The sequence below is a fragment of the Pandoraea pnomenusa genome, assembly GCF_040391475.1.
GTDB lineage: Bacteria > Pseudomonadota > Gammaproteobacteria > Burkholderiales > Burkholderiaceae > Pandoraea > Pandoraea pnomenusa_C.
Map to the genome: position 1 here is coordinate 222,361 of NZ_JBEBXS010000001.1, position 26,491 is coordinate 248,851.

Sequence of the window (26,491 nt, forward strand, 5' to 3'; positions counted from 1 at the left end):
TTATTTCAGAGGTAATTGGAAGGACATTACGACGTCGGGCATTCGCATTCGGGACTCAAATGGCGATGTCCCGGAGCCCGGCGCGGGCGTCAAACGCCCAGTGCTTTGCCGATCATGCCAATGGCGACGATGGCCATCAGCATCGAAAAGATCTGCTGAAGCCGCGATGCGGCCAGTCGAGGCGCAAGTGCACGTCCGAACACCATGCCCACGATGGCCCCGGCGACGAACACCCAGCCTTGCGTGCCCGGATGCATGCCATGCCACCAGGCGTTGGCCACCGTGCCTGCGGAAATCAGCGCAATGACGAACAATGACGTCGCCACCACGCCGTGCACGGTAATGTCGGTAAAGCGCCGAAGCGCGGGAACGATCACGAAGCCGCCCCCTACGCCAAGCAGCCCGGAAGCAAACCCCGAGACCGCCCCGATCGCGCCGAGTGTGCCGGCGACACGCCGCGTCCAATGCAGCCGCCCTGTCGCCGGATCCAGCCGGCAAGGCGGAAGCGCTGCGCACGCGGCATCCCCCTCACCTGCGGCATTGCGCGTTGCCTTGGCGGCAGCCCCGCGCGACGCGCGGTACATCCGTGCCGCGACCACCATCATTGCGATGGCGAACAGCCCGACCAGCCAACGCTCGGGAAGCTTGTGTGCCATCCATGTGCCCAGCGGCGCCACGCATACACCGATCACGGCCATGAGCATCGCTGCGCGATAGCGCACGAGCCCTGCACGTAGTCCCTGAGCGCTGCCGACTGCGGCACTCGCCCCCACCGCCAGCAACGCCACCGGACCGGCTTGCGGCACGCCCCAGCCAAGTCCGAATACCAGGGCCGGTACGGCAAAGATTCCCCCGCCCGCGCCAGTCAATCCCAGCACAAGGCCGACGGCAGCGCCCAGCAAGGCAGCCGTCGGCGAAACACTCGAGAGATCGGGAATCATGCGCGGGAGTCCAGCAAAACGTGACCGGCAGCAAGCCAAATCACTATTAGTCATAAGCTTATGACGTTGAATTATATAGACAACACCGGCGGTAGGAAAGCGCCCTCTGCCGGCCGCTTGGGCTGGGCCACCGGCAGCACGACCGCTTTTCGACGTTCGAAATGACAACGGCGCCCTGATGGCGCCGTCGAATCGAGAAATGCAGGCTGAATTTGCAGAATTAGCGCTGGATGTCGCCAGAAGACAGCATTTTTTGCGCAGCAACACCTTCGTCTGCGTCGAGTTCGGCAAGAATGTCACCGGTATGCGCACCCGGCGCGGGCGGGTCCGAATGCGTTACCGGGCTTTGGCCATTGAGTCGGACTGGCGAGCCGATCGTATGTGTCGTCTCTCCGGTAGGCAGTACCATCGGCTGCACCCATCCCATATGCGCCACCTGCGGATCGGCAAGCACTTGCGAATACGTACTGATCGCCGTACAGGGCACGCCCACAGCCGCCAGCCGTGCCAGCCAGACACCGCGATCATCCAGGACGAAAACCGCTTCGAGGACGTCGCGCAGCGCGGCCTGGTGACGCGCCCGCTCCCTGGGGGTGGCGAATCGCGAGTCGTCGAGCAGATCGACCCGGTGGACCAACGCGCAAATCGCTTGCCAGTGCGCCTGTCCATCGAGATCCATGCCGAAGTATCCATCGCGCGCCCGGAACGTCGGCCAGGGGGCCGAAGGACCGCCAAAGCGTGCCTGGTCGTCACCAATTTCGTCGTGCCCCGAACCGCTGGCACGATCGTCGCGGCGGCCGACACCCTTCATGGCCCACCCGGGCGCAGCGTCGCCGACGACGCCAGACATCCCTTCATAGGGGGCTGCCACGGCCGACGCGGGCACCAACCCCGCTCGCTCGGTCGCTGCCGCGCCGATGTCACCCGCGCGCAATGCCGCGATAGCAAGCGTTGCGCCAAGGATGGGCACGTCGATGTGAACGCCCTGCCCGTGTTGCTTGGCCGCCACCAACGCCGCCGACACGGAAAATGCGGCATACAGTCCGGCCGCCAGGTCGGCGACCGGCAGATCGCGCGGCGGCTCCAGCCCATTCGATGCGGCACCGAGCATGCCGCGCAGCGCTTCAAGCGCCGGCACGCCGGCCGGCTGCGTCGCCGAGCGCGGACCGTCCTGGCCAAAGGCCGAGATCGACACATAGACGAGATGCGGCTGAACGGACAGAAGTGCCTCGTGCCCCAACCCGGCGCGCGCGAGTGACCCCGGCGGCAGCGACTCGATCACGACGTCGGCCCCGCGGACCAGCGTATGGGCAAGGCTACGGCCTTCGAGCGTGAGCAAATCCAGCGCGACGGAACGCTTGTTTCGCCGCAGCCCTAACGGGGCGGCCTCGCCGAGCAAGCGCTGGCCTTCATTGGAAATGTCGTCGACAGGATCGTCGACCATGATGACGTCCGCACCCATGTCTGCCAGCAGCAAGCCGCAGTAGGCGCCCGCCGCGCCACGACAGAATTCGATGACGCGGATCCCCGAGAGTGGTGCATTCAATATCTGACCCCTATTTGCCTGGTATTTGTTGTATTTCTGAACCTTGGCAACCGTCTGACGCGGCGTTGCAGCATTTTAGTGCAATTCCTCGACGCCGGTCACTGCGGAAAAAAGCGGGGGAAAGTCAGCTCGTTGCCTCGCGACAACAAGCCTGCCGGAAGTGGCCGCGACGACACGCGGCAGACACAGACGCCCGCCAGACACCTTCCCGGCGCCACCGGGCGCACCCTGGCTGAAAACGCGCTGCGATACCGCAGCGATACCGCAGCGATACCGCAGCGACGCCGCGCTACAGCCAGCCGGCCTTGCGGAATTTGAGGAACAGGAAAAGATCGATGAGGATCATCACGGCGATGCACAGCGGGTAGCCGAAGCGGAACTGCAGCTCGGGAATATTCGTGAAGTTCATGCCGTAGATCCCCGCAATCATCGTCGGCACGGCAAACAGCGCGGCGAACGATCCCAGGCGCTTCGTCGTCTCGTTCTCCGCGAGCGAAATCATGCCGAGATTGACCGACAGTGCCGTGGTCACCATTTCCCGCAACAGATCGACGTTCTTCGTAATGCGCTGAAGGTGGTCGAACACGTCGCGGAAATACTCCTGCATGCCGCCGCACAGCTTCGGCGCCATCGCCCCGAACAGCTTGCTGACCGCCTCCATGAGCGGCACGCTCGCGTGTTGCAGTGTGATGAGCCGACGCTTGAGCTGATAGAGATCCTCGATGATCGCGCGCCCTTTCGCGGGCATGTTCGGCGTGAATATTTCCGCTTCGATGGCTTCGAGTTGCGCTTCGAGATCGTCGAACACGGGGAAATAGCTGTCGACGATGGCGTCCATGAGCGCATAAAGCACGAAGATCGAGCCCTGACGCAGCAAATGCGGTTCCTTCTCCGCCCGCGCCCGTACCGCCCCAAGTCCCTGCAAGGCGTTCGTGCGCACGGACAACACGTAGTTGTGCCCGGCGAAGATCGCCACCTCACCGATCGAGAAATCGCCGTCCGCGTCTTTGTTCAGCACATGCAGCACGGCAAACAGCGAGTCGCCGTACTGTTCGATTTTCGGGCGCTGATGCCCGTGCTGTGCATCTTCGACAGCGAGGTCATGCAAACCGAACTCATGCTGCATCTGCGCCAGTTCGCCGGGGCCGGGGTCCTTGAGCGCCACCCACACGAAGCAGTGCGGGCGCTCCAGATAGTCGGAGATTTCATCGGGGTGCAGATCGGCAATCTTGCGGCCATCCTCATAGGCCACGCAGTTCACTAGCATTCGTCGTCCTGGTCGAGGCGGCCGCCCCTGCCTAAGTTGCGAGCGTCGCGAGCGTTGGATACGGGCGGCGCCACGACCGAGTCGTTACGTCTTGCGCGTCTCCTGCGCCTGCGCCGTCTGTTGCAGCGGCAGCCGGATATGAAGAATGCCCGCCTCCATTTCCTTGTCTTCAACGAAGCCAAGATGACGGGCGAGTGTCAGCATACGCGTATTTGCCGTCAGCACATAGCCGATGAGCTCGCCGGTGCCGCGCTTGCGGCTGTAGTCGACGATGTGCTCCATGAGCGCGCGGCCCAGTCCACGCCCTTGTGCTGCGGGACTCACCGTCACCGCGAACTCGGCGACCGTGTTGTCCGGATCGGCCAGCGCCTGCACCACGCCGAGCAGCCGCGTGTTGCCCGCCTCGTCCTTTTCCGTGGCGACGAACGTCATCGCGCGGTCGTAATCGATCTGCGTCACGCGCGCCATCTGCGAATGCGAGAGTTCCTTGATCAGGCCGAAGTAACGGAACTGCACGTCCTGCGGCGTGAGCGTATGGAAGAACGCGCTGTAGGCGGGCTCGTCTTCCGGGCGAATCGGACGCACGCGCACCGGCCTGCCGCCCGCATCGACCGTGCTCTCGAGTTCCTGCGGATACGGACGAATCGCCAGCCGACCATGGCCGGGCAACGCGGGCGGGCGGGCCACGATGCGTGCGTCGAGCGCGAGCACGCCATGCGCATCGGCAAACAAGGGGTTGATGTCGAGTTCGGCGATCTCCGGCACGTCGCATACCAGTTGCGAGAGCTTCACCAGCGTGAGGTAGATGGCCTCGTGATCCGCTGCCGGACGACTCCGATAGCCCGCGATCAGCTTCGATACGCGCGCCCGCGCCACCATGTCGCGCGCCAGGTTCAGGTTCAACGGCGGCAATCCGATCGTGCGGTCGGCGATGACTTCCACGGCGGTGCCGCCCTGGCCGAACAGCAGCACCGGGCCGAACACGCTGTCCGTCGCCACACCGACGATCAGTTCGAACGCCTCGGCACCGTTCGCCATGCGCTGCACCGAGTAGCCGGTCACCCGGGCGTCCGGCTTGGCGGCGAGCGCGCGTTTGCGAATCTGGCGCGCGGCGTCGCACGCCTGCTCGGCCGTCTCGATGTTGAGCACCACGCCACCGACATCCGACTTGTGCGTGATGTCCGGTGAAATCAGCTTGACGGCCACGGGAAAGCCAATCCCCTGCGCCAGTTGGCCCGCCTGCTCTGGCGTCTCGGCCACGAGTGTCTCGACAACGGGGATACCGTAGGCGGCGAGTACCCCCTTGGCCTCGGGTTCCGTCAGCAGTGAACGCCCCTCGTGCATGGCGCTGTCGACAATCGCCCGCACCCTGGCCACATCGGGCGCAAACCCCGGCGGAATCGACGGCGGCGTTTCCATCAGCAACGACTGGTTGCGTCGATAGTTCACGGCTTCGAGGAAGGCGCGCGCCGCGTTCTCCGGCGTGTCGTAGGTCGGCAATCCGGCCTCGCGGCAGATGCGGCGCGCATGCTCTGCGGTCTCGCCGCCCAACCAGCAGGTGAACACGTTCTTCGGCGGCTTGGGCAATGCCGCAAGCGCGTTTGCCAGATCGAGGCTCGGCATGGTCGCCGTCGGCGCCTGAATGAACAGCACCGCTGCCGTCTCCGGGTCTTCGCACAAGGCGGCCAGTGTCGCCGTATAGCGCCCCATGTCTGCGTCGCCACCGATATCCACCGGATTGGCGCGACCGAGGGTCTTCGGCAGCGCAGCGTCGAGCGCTTCGCGAGTCTTGTCGGCCAGATGCGCGAGCTTGCCGCCGGCGAGCACGAGCGCGTCCGTCGCCATCACGCCGGCGCCACCGCCGTTGGTCATGATCGAAAGCTTGTCGCCATAAAACGGCCGCAGCCGCGCGAGCGTCTCGACAGCCGCGAACAGCTCGTCGGTCGTGTCCACGCGCAGCATGCCGGCGCGACGTATCGCCGCGTCATAGACATCGTCCGAGCCCGCCAGTGCGCCGGTATGCGACGCGGCCGCCTGCGCGCCTTCCGGCACGCGGCCCGACTTGATCACCACCACCGGCTTGTTGCGCGCTGCGGCGCGCGCAGCCGACATGAACTTGCGCGCGTCGCGAATCGACTCCATGTACATCAGAATCGCGTCGGTGCCCGGATCGCTTGCCAGATAGTCGAGCATGTCGCCGAAGTCCACGTCGGCGCTGTCGCCCATCGAGACGAAGTGCGAGAAACCGATTTCGCGGGCATCGGCCCAGTCGAGCACGGCGGTCGTCAGCGCGCCGGACTGCGACACGAAGGCGAGCTTGCCCGCACGCGCCCCCATATGCGCAAAGCTCGCATTGAGCCCGATGCCGGGACTGAGCAGGCCGATGCAGTTCGGACCGAGAATGCGCAGCACATGCGGTTTGGCGTTCTTGAGCATGCGGTCCTGCAGCGTCACCCCGTGGCGATCGCGTTGGCGCGCCAGCCCGGAGGTCAGCACCACGACCGCGCGCGTACCGCGCTCGCCCAACTCACGAATCAGGCCCGGCACAGTTTCCGGCGGCGTACAGATCACCGCCAGATCGGGCGCCTGCGGCAAATCGCTCACGTCGCGATAGCACTTGCGGTCCGCGAGCATCGAGTATTTCGGATTGACCGGATAGATGTCCCCGGCGAAGCCCCCGTCGATGACGTTTTGCAGCACCGTCGTGCCCACCCGCAACTCGCGATTGGACGCACCGATGATGGCGACCGACTTCGGCTGGAACATCTGGCTCAGATTGCGGGTGGTCATGGCGACTCCGGGGGATGTTGGATAGACGCGCAAGCGCGCACACCGGACCCATCCGGTGCGCGCGCTCGGGCGTCATTTTATGAGCAGTCCTACACGGCGAGCCGCCTGCCGACACCCGAACGGGTGCCGGACAGCGTCACGCTCATTCGCCGCGCAAATGCGCCTCGACCTTCCAGAGATGGTCGTCGACGCCGCGCGAGATTTCCGTGAAAACGTCCGACGTGGTGGCGTCGCCAATCTCGGCCGAAGATTCGATCAGCCCGCGAATGATCTCGCCATAGGCGGCCAGCGCCTCGGCCAGTGCCGCTGCGTGATCGAGCCCGCGCTTGAATTCGTTCTTGCTCGGCGGCAATTCCGTCGCCTTGGCCACGGTCTGTACGCGACCGTCGGCCACACCACCCAGCGCGACCAGACGCTCGGCACACAGGTCGGTCCATTCGATCGCGGCGTTGTAAACCTGGTCGAACAACAGGTGCAGTTCGATGAAGCCCGGCCCGTGCACGTTCCAGTGCGCCTGCTTGGCCTGGCGCTGCACATCGATACCGTTGACCAACCCGCGGTTGAGCTGGTTGACCGACTCGATACGGATCTTTTCACCGAGGGTGTTGCGCGTATGATTCAGAGCCATTTGACACTCCTGACGTCAGGCAGTCCGCAGACTGCCCAGGGGGAAGCCGTCGGCATCGGGCGGCACACCGCCCGTGCGGACGAAGGGAAACGCGACAATCCCGGGACTACAGAACGCTCCGGCATGATTACGGATGCGCATGCCCCGGCGGCACTTGCGACGCGCCATGCGTGGCGCCCCGCAGCTTGAAACCGGCCATCACGAGCAACACGCCCCAGACGATGGCCCATGCCCCGATGGCCCAGACCAGCGCAAGCGCGCCCGCGCCCGGCTGCCACATGACGAAGATGGCAAACAGAATGCTGAAGACACCGGAGAGAATGACCCACAGCTCGCCCTTGACCTCGCGACGCAGCGCGATGCCGGCGGCCACCTGCAGAATGCCGGTGACGAAACTCCAGGCCACGATATAGATAAGCAACGCAACGGCGGTCAACGCCGGGTTGTGAAAAGTGAGCACGCCGATCACGATGCCGGCAATGCCCTGCAGCAGCGGCAACCACCAATCGGCATGTTCGCGCCGCGCGCCCCATGCGCCGCCGAGCGAGAAAACCCCGTCGACGAAAGAAAAGGCGCCGAAGCACAGCACCAACACTGCAATCGTCACGCCGGGTAACGCAAATGCCGCGACCCCGAACACGACGGCCAGTACACCGCGCAGCACAAGCAACCACCAGTATTTCGACAGAAGTCCGAGCATGGCATCCCTCTCGTGAAATATCCGCAGGTAGCGAACACGGGCAACGGACGATCTACCACACGTCTGGCATGGATGGTGTCCGATGCACGCCAAGAAGTCATTCTAGAGACTGCTTTGTTGCGAGATCAAGTGAAAAATGCACGATAGCTTGCGCCACTGGCACGCATTTTGATTGACATCATTCCGCCGCAATTCGCGCGTTGCCAATCGCACCGGACGCTGCGCGCTTTCAGACCACCTCCTCCAGCCGATCGAGCCACTCGGCCCACTGACGCTGCGTCATGGCGTCACATACCGATAGCACATCACCGCAACACGACCACCCCATGCGCACTGCGTTCATGAAAAACATGCGCTTTGCGCGTAGGTACGCACCGCCCCACGCCGCGCGCCCCAATCTACGACTAGGACGATTCCGAAAGATTAATGCAGTCCCGCGTTTCAGGCGATTGCCTTCCTAAACTACGCAGAAAGCGTCTACGGACAGCGAGATTCCCGTCATGAGCTACGCAGTCGTCGTCCATTACCGTCGGTCGAGCCATTCGATTTTCAAATAGGACTCCAAAGGAGTGTAACAATGAACCGATCACTGCTCAGTCTCACCGTCTCGGGCATGGTCTGCCTGATGAGCCAGACCGTCCCCACGCAGGCGGCCGTCTACACCAACGGCTCTGCCACGGCCCAGATGCGGGTGCAATTGACGATACTGCCCGGCTGCACGATTGCGGCCACCCCCATGACGTTCAACGCCGTCCAGGGATCGGCGTCAGGTCCGGTGTCGAGCACGTCGTCACTGACCGTCATATGCACGACGTCGACGGGGTACAACATCGGCCTGAACGCCGGCACCGTGCCGAACTCCACCGAGACCAATCGTCTGCTCGCCGGCACGATCACCGGCAACACCACGACGATTCCGTTCGGCCTGTATCAGGACGCCAGTTACGCCACGCCTTGGGGCAACACGCAGGGCAGCAACACGCTCGGCGACTCGGGCAGCGGCGTCGCAAAGACCTACACGGTCTACGGACAGGCCACGCTATCGGCCACCATGCCGACACCGGACGTCTACTCGTCAACGGTTACGGCGACCGTCTATTTCTGAGGCGCAGGATCGATCATGCGCGCCAACAGACCTGCCCACCGTCTTACCGCGTACGCGTACTACGGCGTGCTCGTCGCGCTGCTTCTACGCTGCGTGACACTCGGCAATGCGGCGACCCTGCAAGTCTCGCCGGTCATTGTCAATCTTCCGCCCGCGCAACCGGCTACCACGCTCACGCTCGGCAATTCCGGCGACGCGCCGATTCACGGCCAATTACGGCTGTATGCGTGGACACAAGATCATGGCGCCAACGTCCTCGCGCCGACCGACGACCTCATCGCGAGCCCGCCCATCGTGCGCATAGCACCCGGCGAGCGACAGATCGTGCGTCTCGTGCATGTGGCCAGACCGCCCGCACGGCAGGAACGCAGCTACCGGCTGCTGGTCGACGAGTTGCCGCCGCTCGACGCGCCGCGCGGTGAAGGGGTATCGATCCGGCTGCGTTATTCGCTTCCCGTTTTCGTTCAGGCTGAACAGGCGAGTGCGCCAGCGCTGCACTTCGGCGTCGACACGAACACGGGCGCGCTGGAGGTACGCAACAACGGCGACCGGCATGCCCAGTTGGGGGCCACGAACGTGCGCGACGCCACGGGCCGAAACGTCGAGCTGAGCCGGGGATTGCTCGGCTACGTACTCGCCGGCCAGACGCGCCGCTTCGCCGTACGCTGGCCCTCGGGGGCGCCGCCCCTTGCGCCCTTCACCGTAGAGTCGCGCATTGACACTGTCCCGATGCGCTTCGCCGCCGACGAAGTGCCGGATGCCGAGCGTTAACGGTGCACCGCTTCGCCGCCCACTGCACCGCGCCGCAGCAACGCCAAACGCCGGCGGTGACCGCCAGTCTTTCCGCAAGCATTCGCGCACGCGGGCCGCAGCCGGATGGCGGCGTGCGATGGCCGGCGCCGCCCTCATGGCCGTCGTCACATCCATGACGCTCACTGCCCCCCTTGCCGGCGAAACGGCACGCACACACGCCACGTCGTCGGCGACCGCAGGGCCTGCCCCATCGCCCCGGACGTCGACATCCGGCCCCGGTCGAGACGCCTACGCGGCGCGGCAGCCATCGAATCCCGCCTCCGGCACTGCCTGGTTCGACGACGGTGCGTTGGCGGCGTCGCCGGGCTCAGCGCCGCAAGCGATACGCACAAGCGAGGCCTTGCGGCTTGACGGGCCCTATGTGCTGGACGTCGTCATCAATGGCGAGCCGACAGGCCGCATCGCACCCTTCACGCGACGTCACGGACGCTGGTTCGTCCGCGCAGGCGATCTGCGTGCCCTGGGTCTGACATCGGCCGCACTGCCTTCCGGCGACACCACCGAAGTGGCGCTCGACGCGCTCGACGGTGTCCGCGCCACGTACGACGCCGCAACGCAGACCCTCGACCTCAAGGCCGACGACGCGTGGCTCGCGCCCTTCGCACTCGGCACGCCGCCGCCGGTCGTCGTGAACGCCACGGCAAGCCACGGCGTGATCGTGAACTACGACGGTTTCGTGCAGCGCGACCGGTTCACCCGCGCCGCAATCTGGAGTGAAGTGCGCGCATTCTGGCCGGGCGGCACGCTGCGTCAGACCGGTCTTGCCGAACATTCCCGATGGCGGCGTGACTATCGTCGCTACGACACGTGGTGGCAGCACGACGACCCCGCGCGCCTGACCAGTTGGACGGCCGGCGATCTCATCACCGGATCGCTTTCGTGGACGCGCTCCCTGCGCATCGCCGGGCTGCAATGGCGCCGTAACTTCAGCCTGCGTCCGGACCTGGTGACGTTTCCGGTTCCGGCGTTGCATGGCAGCGCCGTCGTGCCGTCGTCGGTCGACCTGTATCTCGACGGTGTGCGCCGCATGGGCGGCCGCGTGCCGCCGGGCCCGTTCGTGATTCAGGAAGCGCCGGGGCTGACCGGAGACTTGCAGGCCAGCGTGGTGACGCGCGACGCCCTTGGCCGCGAGCAGATCACGACCGTGCCCCTGTATATCGATCCGCGCCTGCTGGCGCGAGGCCTGTCCAGTTTCTCCCTGGAGGCGGGATTGCCTCGCGACGATTACGGCGTACGCTCGTTCGCCTATCGGCGCCATCCCGTGGCTTCGGTCGCCGCACGCTATGGCGCGACGGACACGCTCACCGTGGAAGCGCAGGCACAGGCCGGGCGTCGCCTTGCACTCGGCGGTGCGGGCGCCCTTTTCGCCATCGGCCGCGCCGGTGTCGTGAGTGTTTCTGCGGCAGCGTCGAGCGGACGTGGCAGCGGCATGCAGGCCAGCGCGGGCTACCAGTACATTGCGCGGCGCCTGAGCTTCGACGCCCAGTTCATTCGCACTGCCGGACGCTTCCGCGATATCGCCACGCTCGACGGCGTGCCCGTGCCACGAGCCAGCGACCGCATCAGCGTTTCCGTTCCGTTCGCCCGCGCGAGCGCCGCGTCGCTCGCCTGGTTCTCGCAACGTTCGCCAGGCCAACCGGCCACGCGTGTGCTGTCGGCGAGCCTCACGTTGCCCGCCGGTACGCGCGGCATGCTCTCCGTCGGCGGCTTTCGCGATTTCGCGCGACGTGGCATCCACGGTGTCTTCGCCATGCTCAGTGTGCTGCTCGGCGGCAACGCACTGGGCACCGCGTCGCTCTCGCAGCAAGACGGTCAGACGCAGGCGTGGGTGGGCGCGAGCCGGGCCCCGGACTACAACGGCGGATGGGGCTGGCAGGTGCTCGGCGGACGTGCCTTCTCGCGGAACACCGCACAAGGCGAGGTGCAGTACCTGGGACGCCACGGTCAGGTGTCCGCGCTCGCGCAACAGGTCGGGCGTCAGTCCGGGGCAGCCCTCGGCATGACCGGGGCCGTCGTCGTCATGGACAACAGCGTGCACGCCACGCGACGCACGTACGATGCCTTCGCGCTGGTGAGTACCGACGGCCAGTCCGCCGTGCCCGTCTTGCGCGAAGCGGTGCCCGTCGGCCGCACCGACGCGCGCGGGTACTATCTCGTGCCCGACCTGAACGGTTTCGAGGCCACGCGCATCGGCATCGACCCGATGCATCTGCCCGCCGATCTGGAAGTCACCACGACGGAACGACGCATTGCCCCGCAGGCCGGCAGCGGCGTGCTGGTGCGCTTTCCCGTTCGTCGCTATCGCGCGGCACTTGTCACGCTCGTCGGCGCGCAGGGGGAGCCGTTGCCTCCCGGGACCGCAGTGCGACATGTGCAAAGCGGATTCGTGACGGTCGTCGGCTACGACGGCCAGGTGTTCATCGACGACCTCGGCATGCGCAACACACTCGAGGCACACGAAGGCAGGCAGCGATGCCTCGCGTCCTTCGATTGGGCGCCACCGCCACACGGCGAGATCGCGCGCATCGGTCCATTGGAATGCGTGGCATTCGGCACGCTTGCCGACGACCAGCCCGCCGCCCGCGAACCTGCGCGCGGGCCCTCGCCCCGACCCTCGGGCGCACCGACGGCGGATCGGTCATGACGCGCGGCAGGCAGTGCTCGCCAATGCCCCGGCGCTGCCGGCGGTTCGCAGGTGCCGCCACGCTCGTTGCCGCAGGCGCCATCAGCGCCCCCGCAGCGGCACAGACCTGCTCGCTCGGCACACCGACGCTCGCGTTTCCCGCGTTCAGCCCGATCTCCGGCGCGGCGCTCAACGCCACGGGCACCCTCCCCGTGACCTGCAACTGGCCAGTGCTGGGCGCCAACCCGAACGTCAAGCTCTGCCTGGCCCTCAACGCCACGCAGCCGCTCACCCTCACCAACGCGGGCAATGCGATCAATTTCGGACTCTTCACCGATGCGACCTATGGGAACGCGTGGGGCCGCAGCCCGGGCAACGTGATCTCGATCACGATGACAAGCCCGTTGCTGGGCGGTTCGCTGACACAGAACGTCAGCTTCTACGCGAGGATCGCTTCGGCGCAGCCCACGGTACCCACGGCGGGCAACGGCAATACGGTCTATTCGAGAACCTTCAGCGCGGCCGACACGTCGTTGCAATACGCGTCGTATGGACTGCTCGCCCCCGCGCCCGCGTGCGGCACCGCCATGACCGTGGTACCCGGCACGCCGTTCACCACGAACGTGACGGTCATCAACAATTGCACCATCGCCGCCACCGACATTACGTTCGCCTCGCAATCGACGCTCACCAATGCCGTCGCAGGCAGCGGGCAACTGAGCGTGCAATGCACGAATAACGATGCCTTCCGCGTCAGCCTGTCCGGCGGCTTGCAGGGCACCGTCGCGGCACGCCGCATGACGGGCCTCACGGGAAGCAGCGTCAACTATCAGCTGTATCTCGACGGCGGCTACACCACGATCTGGGGGGACGGTACGGCGGGTACGTCGCAACTCACAGGCGTCGGCTCCGGACACGTTCAGTCCATTCCGATCTACGCGCGCGTGCCCGCGCAGTCAACGCCCGCACCGGGCGTCTACACCGACGCGGTCACCGCGACGATTCAGTTCTGAGCGCGCACGTCAGACCGCCTCGGCACGCGGTGGCTTGAGCGGCAGCACCTGAATGCGATCGCCCTGCTTCACGCCGAGCGCTTGCGCCGCTTGCGGGTCAAGCGTGAACGCCCGACGCTCGGGGCGCCCTGTGACCAACGTCGCGCGAAAGCCCTCCAGGCCGAGACACGCAACGAGGTAAGGTTCCGCATTGGCAGCCGGCGCGGGCGCCACAGTGCCGTCCCCGGCATCCGCCGCCACGTTCACGCTCAGATACCGACTGTCACGCGCAGCGCGAAGGTCGGCCACCCGAGCTTCGAGCACCGGGCCGCTGTCGAAGATGTCGACGTGTGCGCCGGAGCGCATGCCTTCCTGCTCCAGCAGACGCCGCGCGGGCAACGTGTCGCGATGTGTTACGCCGATTGCAGCCTGCGCCTGCGGCGACAGGAAGTCGACATAGATCGGATACTTCGGCATCAACTCGGCGACGAACGACTTCTTTCCGACCGAAGTCAGGTAATCCGCCTGATCGAAGTCGATCTTGAAGAAGTGCTGCCCGAGCGACTGCCAGAACGGGCTCTGGCCGTCGTCGTCGAAGAAACCGCGCAGCTCGGCGCAGACGTGCGGGCCAAAACGCTCGGGAAACTGCGCCATGAACAGGAAACGCGCCTTCGACAACAGCGCGCCATTGCCGTGACCCCGCCATGCCGGATCGAGCAGCAACGAACAGAGTTCGCTGTAGCCCGTCAGGTCGTTGGAGAGCGAGAGCGTGAGCATGCGCGACCACACGCTCAACTCGCGGCTGGCGTGCACGATCGTGTCCTTCCGATACGTGTAGAACGGCTGGTCCAATCCCACCGCGGCCTCGAGGCCGCACACGCCAGCGATCTCGCCCGAGGCCACGTCTTCCATCACGAACAGATACCCTTGCTCGGCCGTGGGCGCGTGTCCTTCAAGCGTCGCCGCCACCCGGGCCAGACGCGCCTCCAGCGCCGCCTGATCGGGCTTGAACGACGTCATGCCCGGCCCCGCCAGCGCCGCGAGCTTCAGCAATGCCGGCAAATCGCCCGGATGCGCGAGCCGGACCACGCGGAGCGACGTCGACGCCTCGTCGGTCGTCGATTCGGGTATGCCGGCCGGCACTCGGGACTGCGTGGTCATTTTCGGTTGGCGGGTCATGGGCGAGTCCGGCGAAGAGAGAGAAACGAGACCGCAGGTGAAACAAGGGCCGGAGCAGCGTCATCCGCCGGTCCGGCCCGTGATCCCGAGCATCGGGGGCTCAGGTTGGCTCAAGTCGTCGTGTCGGGCGCCGTTCAGGCCGCCTTTGCCGTCGCGGCGACCGTTGCCACTGCCTTTTCCAGCGACGCAAGACCCGCATCGATGTCGGCGAACGGAATGTTGAGCGACGGCGCGAAGCGCACCACGTCGCCACCGGCCACCAGCAGCATCAGGCCGTTCTTCTCGGCTTCCGCGACGATGTCCTTGGCGCGACCGGCAAACTCCGGCTTGAGCACGGCGCCGATCAGCAGGCCCATGCCGCGCACTTGCGCGAACACGCCATGACGCGCGTTGATCGCTTCGATGCCCTTGATGAAATGGTCATGACGCGACTTCACGCCGTTCAGCGTTTCGGCCGTGTTGATCAGCTCGAGCACGCGCCCGGCGATCGCCGTGGCCAACGGATTGCCGCCGTACGTGCAACCGTGGGTGCCCGGCGAGAAGCTCGCGGCGATCTTGCTCGTGGTCAGAATGCCGCCGATCGGATAGCCATTACCCAGCGCCTTTGCCGTCGTCAGGATGTCCGGCGTGACGCCGTATTGCTCGTAGGCGTAAAGCGTGCCGGTGCGACCCACGCCGGTTTGCACTTCGTCGAAAATCAGCAGCGCGCCGTGCTTGTCGCACAGGGCACGCAGGCCCTTCAGGAACGCCGGATCGGCGGGCAGCACACCGCCCTCGCCCTGCACCGGCTCGACGATGACGGCAGCCGTGGCGTCCGAAATCGTGGCTTCGGCGGTCTTCAGGTCGTTGTACGGCAGGTGCATGATGCCGGCCGGGATCGGACCGAAACCTTCCGTGTACTTCGCCTGACCGCCCACGCTCACGGTGAACAGCGAGCGGCCGTGGAACGAGTTGTAGAACGAGATGATCTCGCTCTTTTCCTTACCGCCGCGATCGGCGGCGTGGTCGTAGGCGTAACGGCGCGCGAGCTTGAGCGCGGCCTCGTTCGCTTCGAGACCCGAATTGCAGAAGAACGCCTTGTCGGCGAAGGTCGCTTCGGTCAGCGCCTTGGCCAGACGCAGCACCGGCTCGTTGGTGTAACCGTTGCCGATGTGCCAGACCTTGCGTGCCTGCTCCTCGATGACCTTCACCAGTTCCGGATTGGCGTGGCCGAGCGCGTTGACCGCGATCCCGCCGGTGAAGTCGACATACTCACGACCCTGCTGGTCCCACATGCGCGAGCCTTCGCCGCGCACGGGCACCATCTGGGCGGGAGCGTAATTGGGCACCATCACGTCGTCGAACGTCTGGCGGGTCACAGCGATTGGCTGGCTCATGACTACCTCGTGAAATCGGAGTGCAATCTGCGATTGCGGTGCAGGCCCGGGCAATGAAGGCGGGTCGCTGCGTGTGAAATAAACCTGGCTGGGGGCACAGGGCGCCGGCGGAATTCTCGTGCTCGCGCCGCCACCCTCGGGCACTCGACGCGCGTACCCTCGCATTGTAATCAGATGCGGCGCGCGGATATACCTCCGCGCGCATGCCAATGGCGAGAATTACAGCACTTTGCGCAAGAATTCTCGCGTGCGTTCGTGCTTCGGTGCCGAGAAGATCTGTTCCGGATGGCCTTCTTCCATGATTACGCCCTGATCGATGAAGAAGACGCGGTCGGCGACTTCACGGGCAAAACCCATTTCGTGCGTCACCACGACCATCGTCATGCCTTCCCCGGCGAGCGACTTCATGACTTCCAGCACTTCGCCCACGAGTTCCGGATCGAGTGCCGAGGTCGGTTCGTCGAACAGCATCACCGTCGGCTTCATCGCGAGCGCACGGGCAATGGCCACGCGTTGCTGCTGGCCGCCCGAGAGCTGGTTCGGGAAGGCGTCGATCTTGTCGATCAGCCCGACCTTGCGCAGCAGTTGCTCGGCGATGGTCACGGCCTCGGCGCGCTTGATTCCGTTGACCTGCATCGGCGCGAGAATCAGGTTCTCCAGCACCGACATGTGCGGGAACAGGTTGAAGCGCTGGAACACCATGCCCACGCTCGCGCGCATGGCGTTCATGTCGGTTTTCGGATCTTCCACATGGAAGCCGTTCACGAGCACTTCACCGCCGCTGATCTCTTCGAGACCATTCAGGCAGCGCAGGAAGGTGCTCTTGCCCGAGCCCGACGGCCCGATCACGCACACGACTTCCTTCTCTTCGATGCGGCAGGAAATGCCGCGCAGTACGTGCGCATCGCCGTACTGCTTCTGCAGGTTATTGACGACGATCACCTTTGCCGTACCTCGTTTCCAGATGTTGAACAAATGCCGACAGCACCAGCGTGATCACCCAGTAGATGAGCGAAATCGTCAGATACGGCTCCCAGTAACGCGCATACGCCCCGGAGACGGTACGTGCGGCGTAGGCCAGTTCCGCCAGGCCGATAGCCGACGCCAGCGACGAGTCCTTCACGATCGCGATGGCGTTATTACCCAGCGGCGGCAGCATGCGACGGAACGCCTGCGGCAGCACCACCTTGCGCAGGGTCTGCATGTACGTCATGCCCAACGAGCGGGCCGCCTCGGCCTGACCGCGATCGATCGACTGAATCCCCGCGCGGAAGATTTCGGAGACGTACGCACCGGCGTTGAGCGAAATGGCCAGCACCGCCGACATGAATGCGCCGTACTGCGAACGGATCTCGCGCGCGAGATCGCCGCTGATGAGCAGCCCTTCCGAGGGATTGATCAGCACCGGCATCAGCGCGAAGTGGATCAGCAGAATCTGAACGAACAGCGGCGTGCCACGGAAGAAGCTGACGTAGAAGCGTACGGGGTACTGAACCGCGTAGCGAAGGAAATACTTGTAGAAACCGTGACGCGCCTCGGCCAGACGGCCAACGCCAAGCACGAGCCCAAGTAGCGTACCGGCGATCACGCAGATCACCGTGCACTTGAGCGTCATCAGCGTGCCCTCGACAAACAGGGGCATGTACTCGCTGATGATGTTCCACTGGAACCCACCCATGAAGCACCTTTCTCACAAAATGAAACAAACCGGCTGCCCGGCAGAAAAACGCTCGCGGCCCGGGGGTTGACGTCGGGAGTCGACGGTCAGCTCACGGGCCGCGAGAGGCCAGATTCCTGGCGCGCGTGGCGCGAATCTTACACGCGTTGCTTATTGTTGCGGCAGCGTCGGCACATCGGCGTCGAACCACTGCTTGTAGATCTTGGCATAGGTGCCGTCGGCCACGATCTTCTTCAGACCCGTGTTGATCTTGTCGAGCGCGACCTTGTTGCCCTTCTTCACGGCAATGCCGAAGTACTGACGCTTGAACTTGTTGTCGTAGACCAGCTTGAACGGCTTTTCCGGGTGGCTCTTGATGTAGAACTTGATCACGCCGACGTCGCCCACGGCAGCGTCAACACCACCGCGATACAGCTCTTCGAGCATGAGCGGCGTGTTGTCGAAGCGGCGGATCGAGGTGCTTGCGCGGCCCAGTTCCTCCGACACGGAGATGTCACCCGTGCTGGAGTTGACCACGCCCACCTGCAGCTTCTTCAGGTCGGTCAGACCGGTGACCTTGGCGCCCGGCGAGGTGATGATGACCTGATCGGCCGGGAAGTACGGCGCCGAGAAGTCGACCATTTCGCGACGCTTGTCGGTAATGGTGATGCCGGAAATGATGATGTCGCGATCGCCCTGGTCAAGCGTGGCGAAGATACCTTCCCACGGCGTGCTGATCAGCTTCACGTTGAAACCGCCCGCCTTGCCGATTGCCTTGATGACGTCGATATCGAAGCCGACGAGTTCCTTCTGCGGCGTTTCGAACTCGAACGGACGATACGTGCCGCCCGCGCCCACGGTGTACGTGGGATCAGCGGCCTGCGCGGCAGGCACCGCGGCGAATGTCGTCAGAAAACAGGCGGCAGCCAGCACGAGGCGCTTCGTCAACATGTTGATTTCCTTGGCGAGAATTCTTGAAAGAGCGCAATGATACTCCTCGGCGTCAGGGAAACGAAAAAAACCCGCCGGAGCGGGTTTTGCCGTTGCGATCTCGCGACGAGCGCAGCAATTCTCAATGGATGGGAATCAAAGGCTGGCGCGGTTTGGCATCGTGCCCCGATCCGCCGCGCCTGCCGCCTGCCGCCTGTCGCCTGTCGCCTGTCGCCTGTCGCCTGTCGCCTGCCGGGCGAGCATAACCTCAGAATGCGCCCGCAGCGATCGGTCCTGCTGCCTGGCCCGGACCGAAAACGACGTCCCGATAGGTCTTGCCTGCGGGAATCATCGGATAGACGTCGTCTTCGCGCGCCACGAGCACGTCGAGCAGATACGGCTCGCTCGGGTCTGCCAGCATGCGCGCGAGCGCCGCAGGCAGCTCGTCGGCACGCGTGACGCGCGCTCCGGCCACCCCGTAACCCGCCGCAATCGTGACGAAATCCGGGTACGGACGGCCGTCGTCGGCACCGTCGGGCGCGCTCGGATCCACCAGCGACGACGCCACACGATTGCGCGCGTAGATCATGTCCTGCCACTGCCGAACCATGCCCAGCCATTGATTGTTGATGACCAGCACCTTGACGCCCAGACCATAGCGACGGCACGTGGAAAGTTCATTGACGGACATGTTCAGGCTGCCATCGCCGTCGATATCGATCACGGGCACGTCAGGCAACGCGACCTTGGCGCCGATGGCGGCGGGCAGGCCGAAGCCCATCGTGCCGAAGCCCGCACTCGACAGGAAGGTACGCGGCGCACGCAGGCGCAGATGCTGCATGGCCCACATCTGATGCTGGCCGACGCCCGTGGTCACGACCGCCTCGGGGGGCAACAGCGCCGCCAGTGCAGCAATGACGTCGACACCCGTGAGCACACCGGGGGCATCGGTCGACGTCGGTGCCGGCGCGCGCAACGGATGCGCCTCGCGACGTTCTCGCAGGTAGGCATGCCACTGCGGCACGTCACGACGCTTCGCGTGAGCGAGCAGCCCGGCGAACGCATCGCGCAGATCCGCGTGCACGCCGAGCGTGACTGGCTTGTTCTTGCCGATCTCCGCAGCATCCACATCGATATGCACGATTTTCGCGTGGCGCGCGAACGACGCCGGGTCGCCGATCACCCGGTCGTCGAAGCGCACGCCGAGCGCCAGCACGAGGTCGGCTTCGTTGACGGCGACGTTTGCCGCATAGGCGCCGTGCATGCCGAGCGGGCCGAGGAACAGCGGATGGTCGTCTGGCATCGCGCCCAACCCCATCATGGTGAGCGCCACCGGGCAATCGAGTGCCTCGGCAAGCGCCGCGAGCCGTGCGCCGGTGCCCGACGCGATTACACCGCCTCCGGCATAGATCACCGGGCGCTCGCTCTGTGCCAGCAGCGCGGCGATGCGCTGGGCCGTCTCGTCGCTCATGCCTGCCGGGACCGGCGCGGTGAAACGCTTGTCGGTGGGCTGGTCCGGGCGCGCCTGCTGGATATCCTTCGGAAAGTCGAGCAGCACCGGACCGGGACGGCCGGCCAGCGCGCACGCTGCGGCTTCGCGCAGCGCCGCCGGAATATCGCGTGCCTCGCGCACCTGGCGCGCGAGCTTCGTCACCGGCTTGGTGATGGCGACGATGTCGACTTCCTGAAACGCATTCTTGCCGAGCCAATGGGTGGCGACGTTACCGGTAATGGCCAGCACGGGCACCGAATCGCTGGCGGCGTCGGCGATGCCGGTCACAAGGTTGGTGGCCCCCGGCCCAGAAGTGGCAAGACAGACGCCGAGCTTGCCCGTGGCGCGGGCGTAACCCTGCGCACCGAAGACCGAGCCCTGTTCATGCTCGGTACGCACCAGCGTGATCGCCACGCGCGAGAGCGCATCGAGCATTTCGAGGTTGGCCCCGCCCGGATAGCAGAACACCGTATCGACACCGATCTCGACCAGCGTAAGCGCAATGAGGTCGGCACCCTTGGCTGACAAGGGGGCGACGGGCTGGGCAACGGCCCCGGTCGCGGCTTCGGCGGCGGGCAAGGTCAGGTCGAGTTTCATGGGTTCGTGTTTCCTGCAGATTCCGTCGAACGGCGACGGATTGTTGCGGCAAATGCGCCTAATAGATACCAAGCTTACGGAAATTCGCCGGTAAATGCTTCGCGTATCGTTGACAATTTCCCTCCGATTTCACATGATTCATTCCCATACAAGGCTTTCGAGGAATAAATCATGCACCTCGATGAATTCGACGAAAAAATCCTCGCAATTCTGCAGGAAGACGCCTCGCTTTCGGCGGCCCAGGTTGGGGAGCGGATCGGACTTTCGCAGTCGCAATGCTGGCGACGAATCGACCGGCTCGACGCGGAGGGCGTCATCGAACGGCGTGTAGCCCTTGTCGACCGGAAGAAGGTCGGGCTGAACGTCATGCTCTTTGCGCACGTGAAGCTCGCCGGGCATAACCGCAACGCCCTGCCGGAATTTTCGAAGGCGATTCAGGAATTCCCCGAAGTCCTCGAATGCCATGTGCTCATGGGCAACGTTGACTTCCTGCTTCGCATCGTCACGCGCGATGTCGATGCCTACGAGCGCTTCTTCTTCGAGCGCCTGTCCCAACTGCCCATGGTGCAGGAGGTGAACTCGATGATCGCGCTGTCGCAGATCAAATCGACCACGGTGCTGCCCATTGGCAATGCTACGGCGAGCGGCCTCACTGCATCGCCCGGCACGTGATGACAGCACGCTGACCGCTGCCTGGCACGAGCCTGACCCGTCAGCCCGACCGGTTGGAGAATCGTGATACGCGCGCCACACATGACGGCGGCGCGTTGGACAGTGTCATCGCAAGCCTCTATGCTTAATCATTCACTCCGGGAGCCCCGCATGAAACGTTGGTTCGGACTGACCGCCGCTGCTGCCATCGTCGGTATCACGGCCTGGTGCTTTATCCCCGCTCACGCCGCGCTCAAGAATGGCGCGCCCGCACCGGACTTCTCGGCGCAGGCCTCGCTCGGCGGTAAAGTCTTCACGTTCTCGCTCGCCGACGCCCTCAAGAAGGGCCCCGTCGTGCTCTACTTCTATCCGGCGGCATTTACGCAGGGCTGCACCATCGAGGCCCACGACTTCGCCGAAGCCACGGACACCTTCAAATCGATGGGGGCGACCGTGATCGGCGTGTCGCACGACAACATCGATACGCTCAACAAATTCTCCGTCTCGGAATGCCGCAGCAAGTTTGCCGTGGCCGCCGATACCGATCAGCACATCATGCGCGCCTACGACGCCGTGCTCTCGCTCAAGCCTGACTATGCCAACCGCGTCTCGTACGTCATCGCGCCCGACGGCAAGGTGATCTACAGCTACGTCAGCCTCGATCCCGACAAGCATGTCGCCAACACGCTGGAGGCCGTGCGCCAGTGGCGCAAGTCCCACCCTGCTTGAGGGTGGGCGCATGTTGAACGCCGAATCCCGCGCAAAGGCGTTGGCCCGCGCGCAAACCCGTAGCGAAGAGCTCGCCAACAGCGTCAGTCACGGCATTGCCTGCCTCGCGGCGCTGGCCGCCATTCCGTTCCTGTTCGGCGCCGCCCGTCCGCCACTGCCCAGCACCGTCCAGCAGATTGGTCTCGGTGTGTTCGCCGTCACGATGGTGGTCGTGTATCTGGCGTCGGCGCTGTATCACGGGCTGCCCGATGGCCGGGCAAAGCGCTTGTTCATGCGCGTCGACCACTGCGCCATCTTTCTCTTCATTGCCGGCACGTACACCCCTTTCACCATCAAGATCCTGCACGACCCGTGGGGCCTGCCACTGCTCACCGGCGTGTGGACGATGGCGATTGCCGGACTGCTGGCAAAGGCGTTCGGCCTGCTCGACCGCCCACTCGTGTCCACGTTGCTCTACATCGGGCTGGGCTGGATGGCCGTGCTGGTGGCAGGCCCCGTGCTCGCGGCCATCCCGGGGCCCGGGGCCGGATGGCTCTACGCGGGAGGTGCCGCGTACACCGTCGGTGCGATCTTCTATTCGCTCGACGGCCACATCAAGTTCGGCCATCTCGTGTGGCACCTCTTCGCCATTGGCGGCACCGCCTGCCACTACCTCGCCGTCTGCCGCTATCTGTGATCGTCCGCAGGATCGGTCACTGGTTCGGCGACCGGATTTGCCGCCGGTTTTGCCCAGCCAAGGCGCTGCCGACAATTCGCCAGCTTCTCGGCGAGCCGGTCGCACCGGGCGGTCAACGCCGGATCGCCGAACATCCGGCAGGCGCCGCGCATTCGGTGCAGCAACCGCTGCGCGGCATCGGGGTCGTGCCCGACCAGCCGCCGGAAGCGCGCCAGATCTTTCGCCATTTCCTCCCGCATCAGTCGTCGCGCGTAGGGGTCCTCACGCAATGGCTGACGAACCGGCTTCCCTCCCGTCGCCTCGGCGGTCGGCCACGCTGACGGCCCAGGCGGCCGTGCGCGTTCCATAAGGTCGCGTGACGCCGATATCCCATGCGGGCGAGGGACGTTGTCCGGCGCCACCCCGTCGTCCGGCCATCGCACTGCCAGTACCTGCGCAAGACGCTGGCCCGTCACCGGCTTGGTCAACACCTCATCGATGCCGGCCTCCCGTGCGCGGCGCGCCGATACGACAGATCCCGTCAGCGCGAACACGACGGGGCGCGGCCGACCCAGTCCCTTCGACAGCACGTCGAGCGCCCTGGCCAGCGTCAGCCCGCAGGCACCGCCGAGCTGAACGTCCGTGAGCACGACGTCGTAATCGCCCACCGCCCAGCGTGACAGCGCTTCCGTGAGGTCTTGCGCCTGATCGACGACGCAGCCCAGCGACGACAAGCGCTCCGTCACGACCACGCGATTCATGATGTGATCGTCCACGACCAGCGCGCGCAATCCCGGACGCACGTCGACGTGCGCAACGGGCACCGGCACGGGTTCGGCCGCGTCGACCGGCACTTTCGGCGGCATCGCGCCCTGCGCGCCAACCGTGTCAGGCCTGTCAGGCGTGCCAGGCGTGCGGAATGGCACCGACAAACGGAACCGCGCGCCGGACGCGGGGGATTCCGCCCGGAGCGAGCCGTGCATGCGTTGCGCCCATTGCCGGGCGATCCACAGCCCCAGTCCGCTGCCCGCTACCGAACGATCCACGCGGGCGAATGCCGCGAAAACGGCGTTCTCCATGCCGACCGGTATCCCCGGTCCCGTGTCGCTGACGTAGAGCACGAGCCGGCCAGTTCGCGCGGCGTCATCCCCCGACGCGCTGTGCGAATGCAACGGTGAGCCACCACCGCTGTCCTCTGCGGCCGCCCCGGCGTGCTCCCGGCGCCACGACACCGTCACCGCAACACCGCCGCATGCGGTGAACTTCAACGCGTTGTCCAGCAGCGTGCGCAGAATCTGCCCCAATCGCACGGCGTCCCCATGCAGCAACGCGGGCACGTCGTGGGCAATGTCGCAGGTCAGGCAGAGCCCCTTCGAATGCGCGGCACCCGCGAATGCGACGACCGCTTCATCGAGGCAGGCGCGAACCTCGAAGACGGCCTCACGCAGCGACAGCCGCGAAACGTCGCCGTCCCCGAGTCGGAGCACGTCTTCCACCGCGCCGGTCGCCAGATCCAGCACATGCCGCATGGCACGCAAACGGTCCCGGGGGGCCAGCCGGGCCTCCTGCACCATGCCGCTCACGGCGGCCGGCGACGCTTCGTGTGCCAACAGCGCCTCCAGATGTCCCGACATGATCTGAAGCGGCGTGCGCAGCTCATGCACCAACGCAAGCCGAAACGTGCCGATATCCGAATCGCCGGTCCTTGCCTGACCTTTACGGGGCTCATTTCCGCAGACATGCGCCCACGCATTCGCGTCTGGCGCAGTCGCCCCGTGCGGCAAAACACCCTCTTCGTGCCGCCCGGTATCGGCATGCCCGCGCCGGGAATTGGATTTATCGAGATTCATCGCATCGTTGACGCCGCGTCACGATTCACGCGTTTCGGCGTACTGAGGAAAGCTGAAGAGTCTCGAAGTCTGGCCTTTTGCCGGCTTTCTGCGAGTGCGCAAATTCCGATCTTCATTTCTAGACACAAAGTTTTCGGAATCGTCCGAACCGAATGGCTCAAGTTCTGCCTCTCATCTGCCGATAATCCCTATGCCCCGCTTTGCACACTCCGATCGGCGGGGAGGCCGCACGCTCTCACTTCGCGACCCGGGCATTCAATCCATCGATCCATATGTATAAGAACATTACGATTCGGACCAGCCTGACACTGGTCCTCGGTTTGCTTGGTGCATTACTCGTTCTCGTCAGCGTTCTGGGCCTTCAGGCGCTGAGTTCGAGCAACGAATCCCTCAGCAAGATGGCCGAGGAAGACACCCCCGCGCTGGCCGAACTCAAGGGGACCGGAGAGCAGATCCTGCGGACCCGCTTGTCCATGGCGACCTACGCGTCCTACGTCAGCCTAGGCGCCGATCCGGAAGAATCCGAAAAAGTGCTCAAGCGCGGCATGCAGTACGTCGCCGCATCGGACGCACTTTGGAAGGACTATCTGAATCGTCCCAAAGAAGATGCGCACGAAGCGGAGGTCGCCAAGGCCGCCGACGAGAAGCGCCGCGCGTTCTTCGACAAGGTCATTACGCCCGCGCAAAACGCCCTGAAACAAGGCGACGTGGCCGGCTTCCACCAGATTCAGGCACGCGTCGCCCCGGCCGCCTACAACGCGGTCGATACGCTGATCCGCGAGTTGCAGGACATTCAGGTGGCTCGGCAGAAGGCCCGCTTCGACGCTGCCCAGCAGCGTTACAACGTCATGCGCATTGCCCTGGGCGCCACGCTCGCCGCCGCGCTGCTGCTCGCCCTGTGGGGCCGAGCAATGCTCGCTCGCGCCGTGTTGCGTCCGATTCGCGAAGTCATCACCCATTTCGAACGCATGGCTGCCGGGGACCTGAGCCAACGCGTCGAACAACACACCAACAACGAGATGGGCCAGCTTTTCGGCGCCCTCGGACGCATGCGCGACGGCCTTGCGAGCACCGTCGGCACCGTGCGCGAAAGCACGGAAGCCATTCACGGCAGCGCCCGCGAGATCGCCGACGGCAACGCCAACCTGTCGCAGCGCACCGAATCGCAAGCATCGTCGCTGGAGCAGACGGCTGCGAGCATGGAGGAGCTCACTGCTGTCGTGAAGCAGAACGCCGAGAACGCGCGTGCCGCCAGCCAACTGGCCGTGACGGCATCGGAGACTGCCTCGCGAGGCGGCGAGGTGGTGCAGGAAGTCGTGACGACCATGCGTGACATTGCCGATGCGTCGCAGAAGGTCACCGATATCCTGACGGTGATCGACGGCATCGCCTTCCAGACGAACATCCTGGCGCTGAACGCCGCCGTGGAGGCCGCGCGGGCAGGCGAACAGGGGCGCGGCTTTGCAGTGGTCGCCGGCGAAGTGCGCACGCTGGCGCAACGCAGCGCATCGGCCGCCAAGGAGATCAAGGGATTGATCGAAGCGTCGGGCAATCGCGTGGAGACGGGCACGCGCCTCGTGGAGCGCGCGGGCGCGACGATGACGGAAGTCGTGCAGTCGGTCAAACGCGTGACCGACATCATGGGCGAGATCTCGGCGGCCAGCGTCGAGCAATCAAGCGGCATCGAGCAAGTCAACCGCGCGGTCACACAGATGGATGAAATGACGCAGCAGAACGCCGCGCTGGTGGAAGAAGCCTCGGCTGCCGCCGCTGCACTCGAAGCACAGGCGGCCCGCTTGCGCGAGTCGGTCGCGCTGTTCCGCCTGTCTGCTCACGAAGCGTCGTACGCCCCGGCTTCCAGCCACGGCGAGCCCACGCTGACGGCGGCACCGGGCGCCCTCGCCCTCGCCGCCTGATCGCCCCGCGCGCCACGGCGCGCCTGCCATTCAACCGGCGGGGATCCCCCGCCG

Annotated in this window: 21 protein-coding genes; 8 read left to right on the plus strand and 13 right to left on the minus strand. The window is 65.2% G+C overall.

Annotated features, from left to right (window positions below; genetic code table 11):
* Positions 1 to 89: 89 nt before the first annotated feature.
* From ABWO90_RS00895 to ABWO90_RS00920, 6 genes are all read right to left on the minus strand, one after another.
* Positions 90 to 941, minus strand: coding sequence for a sulfite exporter TauE/SafE family protein (locus tag ABWO90_RS00895; protein WP_353189314.1), 852 nt, complete (start codon positions 939 to 941; stop codon positions 90 to 92).
* A gap of 220 nt (positions 942 to 1,161) precedes the next feature.
* A complete protein-coding gene (locus ABWO90_RS00900; RefSeq protein WP_353189315.1) occupies positions 1,162 to 2,487 on the minus strand; it encodes a CaiB/BaiF CoA transferase family protein in 1,326 nt (441 codons plus the stop codon).
* A gap of 289 nt (positions 2,488 to 2,776) precedes the next feature.
* Complete coding sequence (corA, locus tag ABWO90_RS00905; RefSeq protein ID WP_353189316.1) at positions 2,777 to 3,754, minus strand: magnesium/cobalt transporter CorA; 978 nt, start codon at positions 3,752 to 3,754, stop codon at positions 2,777 to 2,779.
* Positions 3,755 to 3,838: 84 nt separating this feature from the next.
* Positions 3,839 to 6,544 (minus strand): bifunctional acetate--CoA ligase family protein/GNAT family N-acetyltransferase, encoded by a 2,706-nt coding sequence (locus ABWO90_RS00910; RefSeq protein WP_353189317.1) that lies wholly within the window; start codon positions 6,542 to 6,544, stop codon positions 3,839 to 3,841.
* Between the two features lie 142 nt (positions 6,545 to 6,686).
* A complete protein-coding gene (gene dps, locus ABWO90_RS00915; protein ID WP_353189318.1) occupies positions 6,687 to 7,172 on the minus strand; it encodes a DNA starvation/stationary phase protection protein Dps in 486 nt (161 codons plus the stop codon).
* Positions 7,173 to 7,299: 127 nt separating this feature from the next.
* Positions 7,300 to 7,872 carry an HdeD family acid-resistance protein gene (locus tag ABWO90_RS00920; protein ID WP_353189319.1) on the minus strand — a complete coding sequence of 191 codons (573 nt, stop codon included), beginning with the start codon at positions 7,870 to 7,872 and terminating at the stop codon, positions 7,300 to 7,302.
* 577 nt (positions 7,873 to 8,449) lie between these two features.
* On the opposite strand from ABWO90_RS00920, the gene ABWO90_RS00925 reads away from it, so the two are divergent.
* The 4 genes from ABWO90_RS00925 to ABWO90_RS00940 all read left to right on the plus strand — a co-directional run bounded on the left by ABWO90_RS00925 (position 8,450) and on the right by ABWO90_RS00940 (position 13,426).
* The gene (locus ABWO90_RS00925) at positions 8,450 to 8,977 is read left to right on the plus strand and encodes a Csu type fimbrial protein (RefSeq protein ID WP_353189320.1); all 528 of its coding nucleotides are present in this window, start codon (positions 8,450 to 8,452) and stop codon (positions 8,975 to 8,977) included.
* A gap of 15 nt (positions 8,978 to 8,992) precedes the next feature.
* Positions 8,993 to 9,748: a fimbrial biogenesis chaperone gene (locus ABWO90_RS00930; protein WP_353189321.1), complete on the plus strand. Its 756-nt coding sequence runs from the start codon at positions 8,993 to 8,995 to the stop codon at positions 9,746 to 9,748.
* Positions 9,749 to 9,902: 154 nt separating this feature from the next.
* Positions 9,903 to 12,434, plus strand: coding sequence for a fimbria/pilus outer membrane usher protein (locus ABWO90_RS00935; RefSeq protein ID WP_353189322.1), 2,532 nt, complete (start codon positions 9,903 to 9,905; stop codon positions 12,432 to 12,434).
* A 23-nt stretch (positions 12,435 to 12,457) separates the two neighbouring features.
* Complete coding sequence (locus ABWO90_RS00940) at positions 12,458 to 13,426, plus strand: Csu type fimbrial protein (protein ID WP_353189323.1); 969 nt, start codon at positions 12,458 to 12,460, stop codon at positions 13,424 to 13,426.
* Positions 13,427 to 13,435: 9 nt separating this feature from the next.
* Here the strand turns inward: ABWO90_RS00940 and astA are convergent, their stop codons facing one another.
* The 6 genes from astA to ilvB form a co-directional block, all read right to left on the minus strand.
* On the minus strand, positions 13,436 to 14,584 hold the full coding sequence (gene astA / locus ABWO90_RS00945; RefSeq protein ID WP_353189324.1) for an arginine N-succinyltransferase: 1,149 nt from the start codon (positions 14,582 to 14,584) through the stop codon (positions 13,436 to 13,438).
* 134 nt (positions 14,585 to 14,718) lie between these two features.
* On the minus strand, positions 14,719 to 15,960 hold the full coding sequence (locus ABWO90_RS00950; RefSeq protein ID WP_353189325.1) for an aspartate aminotransferase family protein: 1,242 nt from the start codon (positions 15,958 to 15,960) through the stop codon (positions 14,719 to 14,721).
* Positions 15,961 to 16,179: 219 nt separating this feature from the next.
* The gene (locus ABWO90_RS00955; RefSeq protein ID WP_353189326.1) at positions 16,180 to 16,902 is read right to left on the minus strand and encodes an amino acid ABC transporter ATP-binding protein; all 723 of its coding nucleotides are present in this window, start codon (positions 16,900 to 16,902) and stop codon (positions 16,180 to 16,182) included.
* Positions 16,886 to 17,638 carry an amino acid ABC transporter permease gene (locus tag ABWO90_RS00960; protein WP_353189327.1) on the minus strand — a complete coding sequence of 251 codons (753 nt, stop codon included), beginning with the start codon at positions 17,636 to 17,638 and terminating at the stop codon, positions 16,886 to 16,888. Before ABWO90_RS00960 ends, ABWO90_RS00955 begins: the two co-directional genes overlap by 17 nt.
* Before the next feature lie 150 nt (positions 17,639 to 17,788).
* Complete coding sequence (locus ABWO90_RS00965) at positions 17,789 to 18,568, minus strand: basic amino acid ABC transporter substrate-binding protein (protein ID WP_353189328.1); 780 nt, start codon at positions 18,566 to 18,568, stop codon at positions 17,789 to 17,791.
* 247 nt (positions 18,569 to 18,815) lie between these two features.
* On the minus strand, positions 18,816 to 20,636 hold the full coding sequence (gene ilvB, locus ABWO90_RS00970) for a biosynthetic-type acetolactate synthase large subunit (RefSeq protein WP_353189329.1): 1,821 nt from the start codon (positions 20,634 to 20,636) through the stop codon (positions 18,816 to 18,818).
* A 171-nt stretch (positions 20,637 to 20,807) separates the two neighbouring features.
* On the opposite strand from ilvB, the gene ABWO90_RS00975 reads away from it, so the two are divergent.
* The 3 genes from ABWO90_RS00975 (at position 20,808) to trhA (ending at position 22,692) form a co-directional block, all read left to right on the plus strand.
* On the plus strand, positions 20,808 to 21,308 hold the full coding sequence (locus tag ABWO90_RS00975) for an Lrp/AsnC family transcriptional regulator (RefSeq protein ID WP_353189330.1): 501 nt from the start codon (positions 20,808 to 20,810) through the stop codon (positions 21,306 to 21,308).
* Between the two features lie 150 nt (positions 21,309 to 21,458).
* Entirely contained in the window at positions 21,459 to 22,016 is a 558-nt protein-coding gene (locus tag ABWO90_RS00980; RefSeq protein ID WP_353189331.1) for a peroxiredoxin, read from the plus strand.
* Positions 22,017 to 22,026: 10 nt separating this feature from the next.
* Entirely contained in the window at positions 22,027 to 22,692 is a 666-nt protein-coding gene (gene trhA / locus ABWO90_RS00985) for a PAQR family membrane homeostasis protein TrhA (protein ID WP_353189332.1), read from the plus strand.
* Here trhA and ABWO90_RS00990 read toward each other — a convergent pair.
* On the minus strand, positions 22,683 to 24,305 hold the full coding sequence (locus tag ABWO90_RS00990; RefSeq protein ID WP_353189333.1) for a sensor histidine kinase: 1,623 nt from the start codon (positions 24,303 to 24,305) through the stop codon (positions 22,683 to 22,685). The genes trhA and ABWO90_RS00990 overlap by 10 nt on opposite strands.
* A gap of 488 nt (positions 24,306 to 24,793) precedes the next feature.
* Between ABWO90_RS00990 and ABWO90_RS00995 the strand changes: the two genes are divergently transcribed.
* Positions 24,794 to 26,437 carry a methyl-accepting chemotaxis protein gene (locus ABWO90_RS00995; protein ID WP_353189334.1) on the plus strand — a complete coding sequence of 548 codons (1,644 nt, stop codon included), beginning with the start codon at positions 24,794 to 24,796 and terminating at the stop codon, positions 26,435 to 26,437.
* Positions 26,438 to 26,491: the final 54 nt, after the last annotated feature.

Bases quoted from the DNA above. Each gene is read 5' to 3' on its own strand.
- ABWO90_RS00960 (WP_353189327.1), bottom strand. From the start codon at position 17,638: ATGGGTGGGTTCCAGTGGAACATCATCAGCGAGTACATGCCCCTGTTT.
- ABWO90_RS00980 (WP_353189331.1), top strand. From the start codon at position 21,459: ATGAAACGTTGGTTCGGACTGACCGCCGCTGCTGCCATCGTCGGTATC.
- ABWO90_RS00995 (WP_353189334.1), top strand. From the start codon at position 24,794: ATGTATAAGAACATTACGATTCGGACCAGCCTGACACTGGTCCTCGGT.
- corA (WP_353189316.1), bottom strand. From the start codon at position 3,754: ATGCTAGTGAACTGCGTGGCCTATGAGGATGGCCGCAAGATTGCCGAT.
- ABWO90_RS00930 (WP_353189321.1), top strand. From the start codon at position 8,993: ATGCGCGCCAACAGACCTGCCCACCGTCTTACCGCGTACGCGTACTAC.
- astA (WP_353189324.1), bottom strand. From the start codon at position 14,584: ATGACCCGCCAACCGAAAATGACCACGCAGTCCCGAGTGCCGGCCGGC.
- ABWO90_RS00895 (WP_353189314.1), bottom strand. From the start codon at position 941: ATGATTCCCGATCTCTCGAGTGTTTCGCCGACGGCTGCCTTGCTGGGC.
- ABWO90_RS00935 (WP_353189322.1), top strand. From the start codon at position 9,903: ATGACGCTCACTGCCCCCCTTGCCGGCGAAACGGCACGCACACACGCC.
- ABWO90_RS00965 (WP_353189328.1), bottom strand. From the start codon at position 18,568: ATGTTGACGAAGCGCCTCGTGCTGGCTGCCGCCTGTTTTCTGACGACA.
- ilvB (WP_353189329.1), bottom strand. From the start codon at position 20,636: ATGAAACTCGACCTGACCTTGCCCGCCGCCGAAGCCGCGACCGGGGCC.
- dps (WP_353189318.1), bottom strand. From the start codon at position 7,172: ATGGCTCTGAATCATACGCGCAACACCCTCGGTGAAAAGATCCGTATC.
- ABWO90_RS00925 (WP_353189320.1), top strand. From the start codon at position 8,450: ATGAACCGATCACTGCTCAGTCTCACCGTCTCGGGCATGGTCTGCCTG.
- ABWO90_RS00920 (WP_353189319.1), bottom strand. From the start codon at position 7,872: ATGCTCGGACTTCTGTCGAAATACTGGTGGTTGCTTGTGCTGCGCGGT.
- trhA (WP_353189332.1), top strand. From the start codon at position 22,027: ATGTTGAACGCCGAATCCCGCGCAAAGGCGTTGGCCCGCGCGCAAACC.
- ABWO90_RS00950 (WP_353189325.1), bottom strand. From the start codon at position 15,960: ATGAGCCAGCCAATCGCTGTGACCCGCCAGACGTTCGACGACGTGATG.
- ABWO90_RS00910 (WP_353189317.1), bottom strand. From the start codon at position 6,544: ATGACCACCCGCAATCTGAGCCAGATGTTCCAGCCGAAGTCGGTCGCC.
- ABWO90_RS00940 (WP_353189323.1), top strand. From the start codon at position 12,458: ATGCCCCGGCGCTGCCGGCGGTTCGCAGGTGCCGCCACGCTCGTTGCC.
- ABWO90_RS00975 (WP_353189330.1), top strand. From the start codon at position 20,808: ATGCACCTCGATGAATTCGACGAAAAAATCCTCGCAATTCTGCAGGAA.
- ABWO90_RS00990 (WP_353189333.1), bottom strand. From the start codon at position 24,305: ATGTCGGGACATCTGGAGGCGCTGTTGGCACACGAAGCGTCGCCGGCC.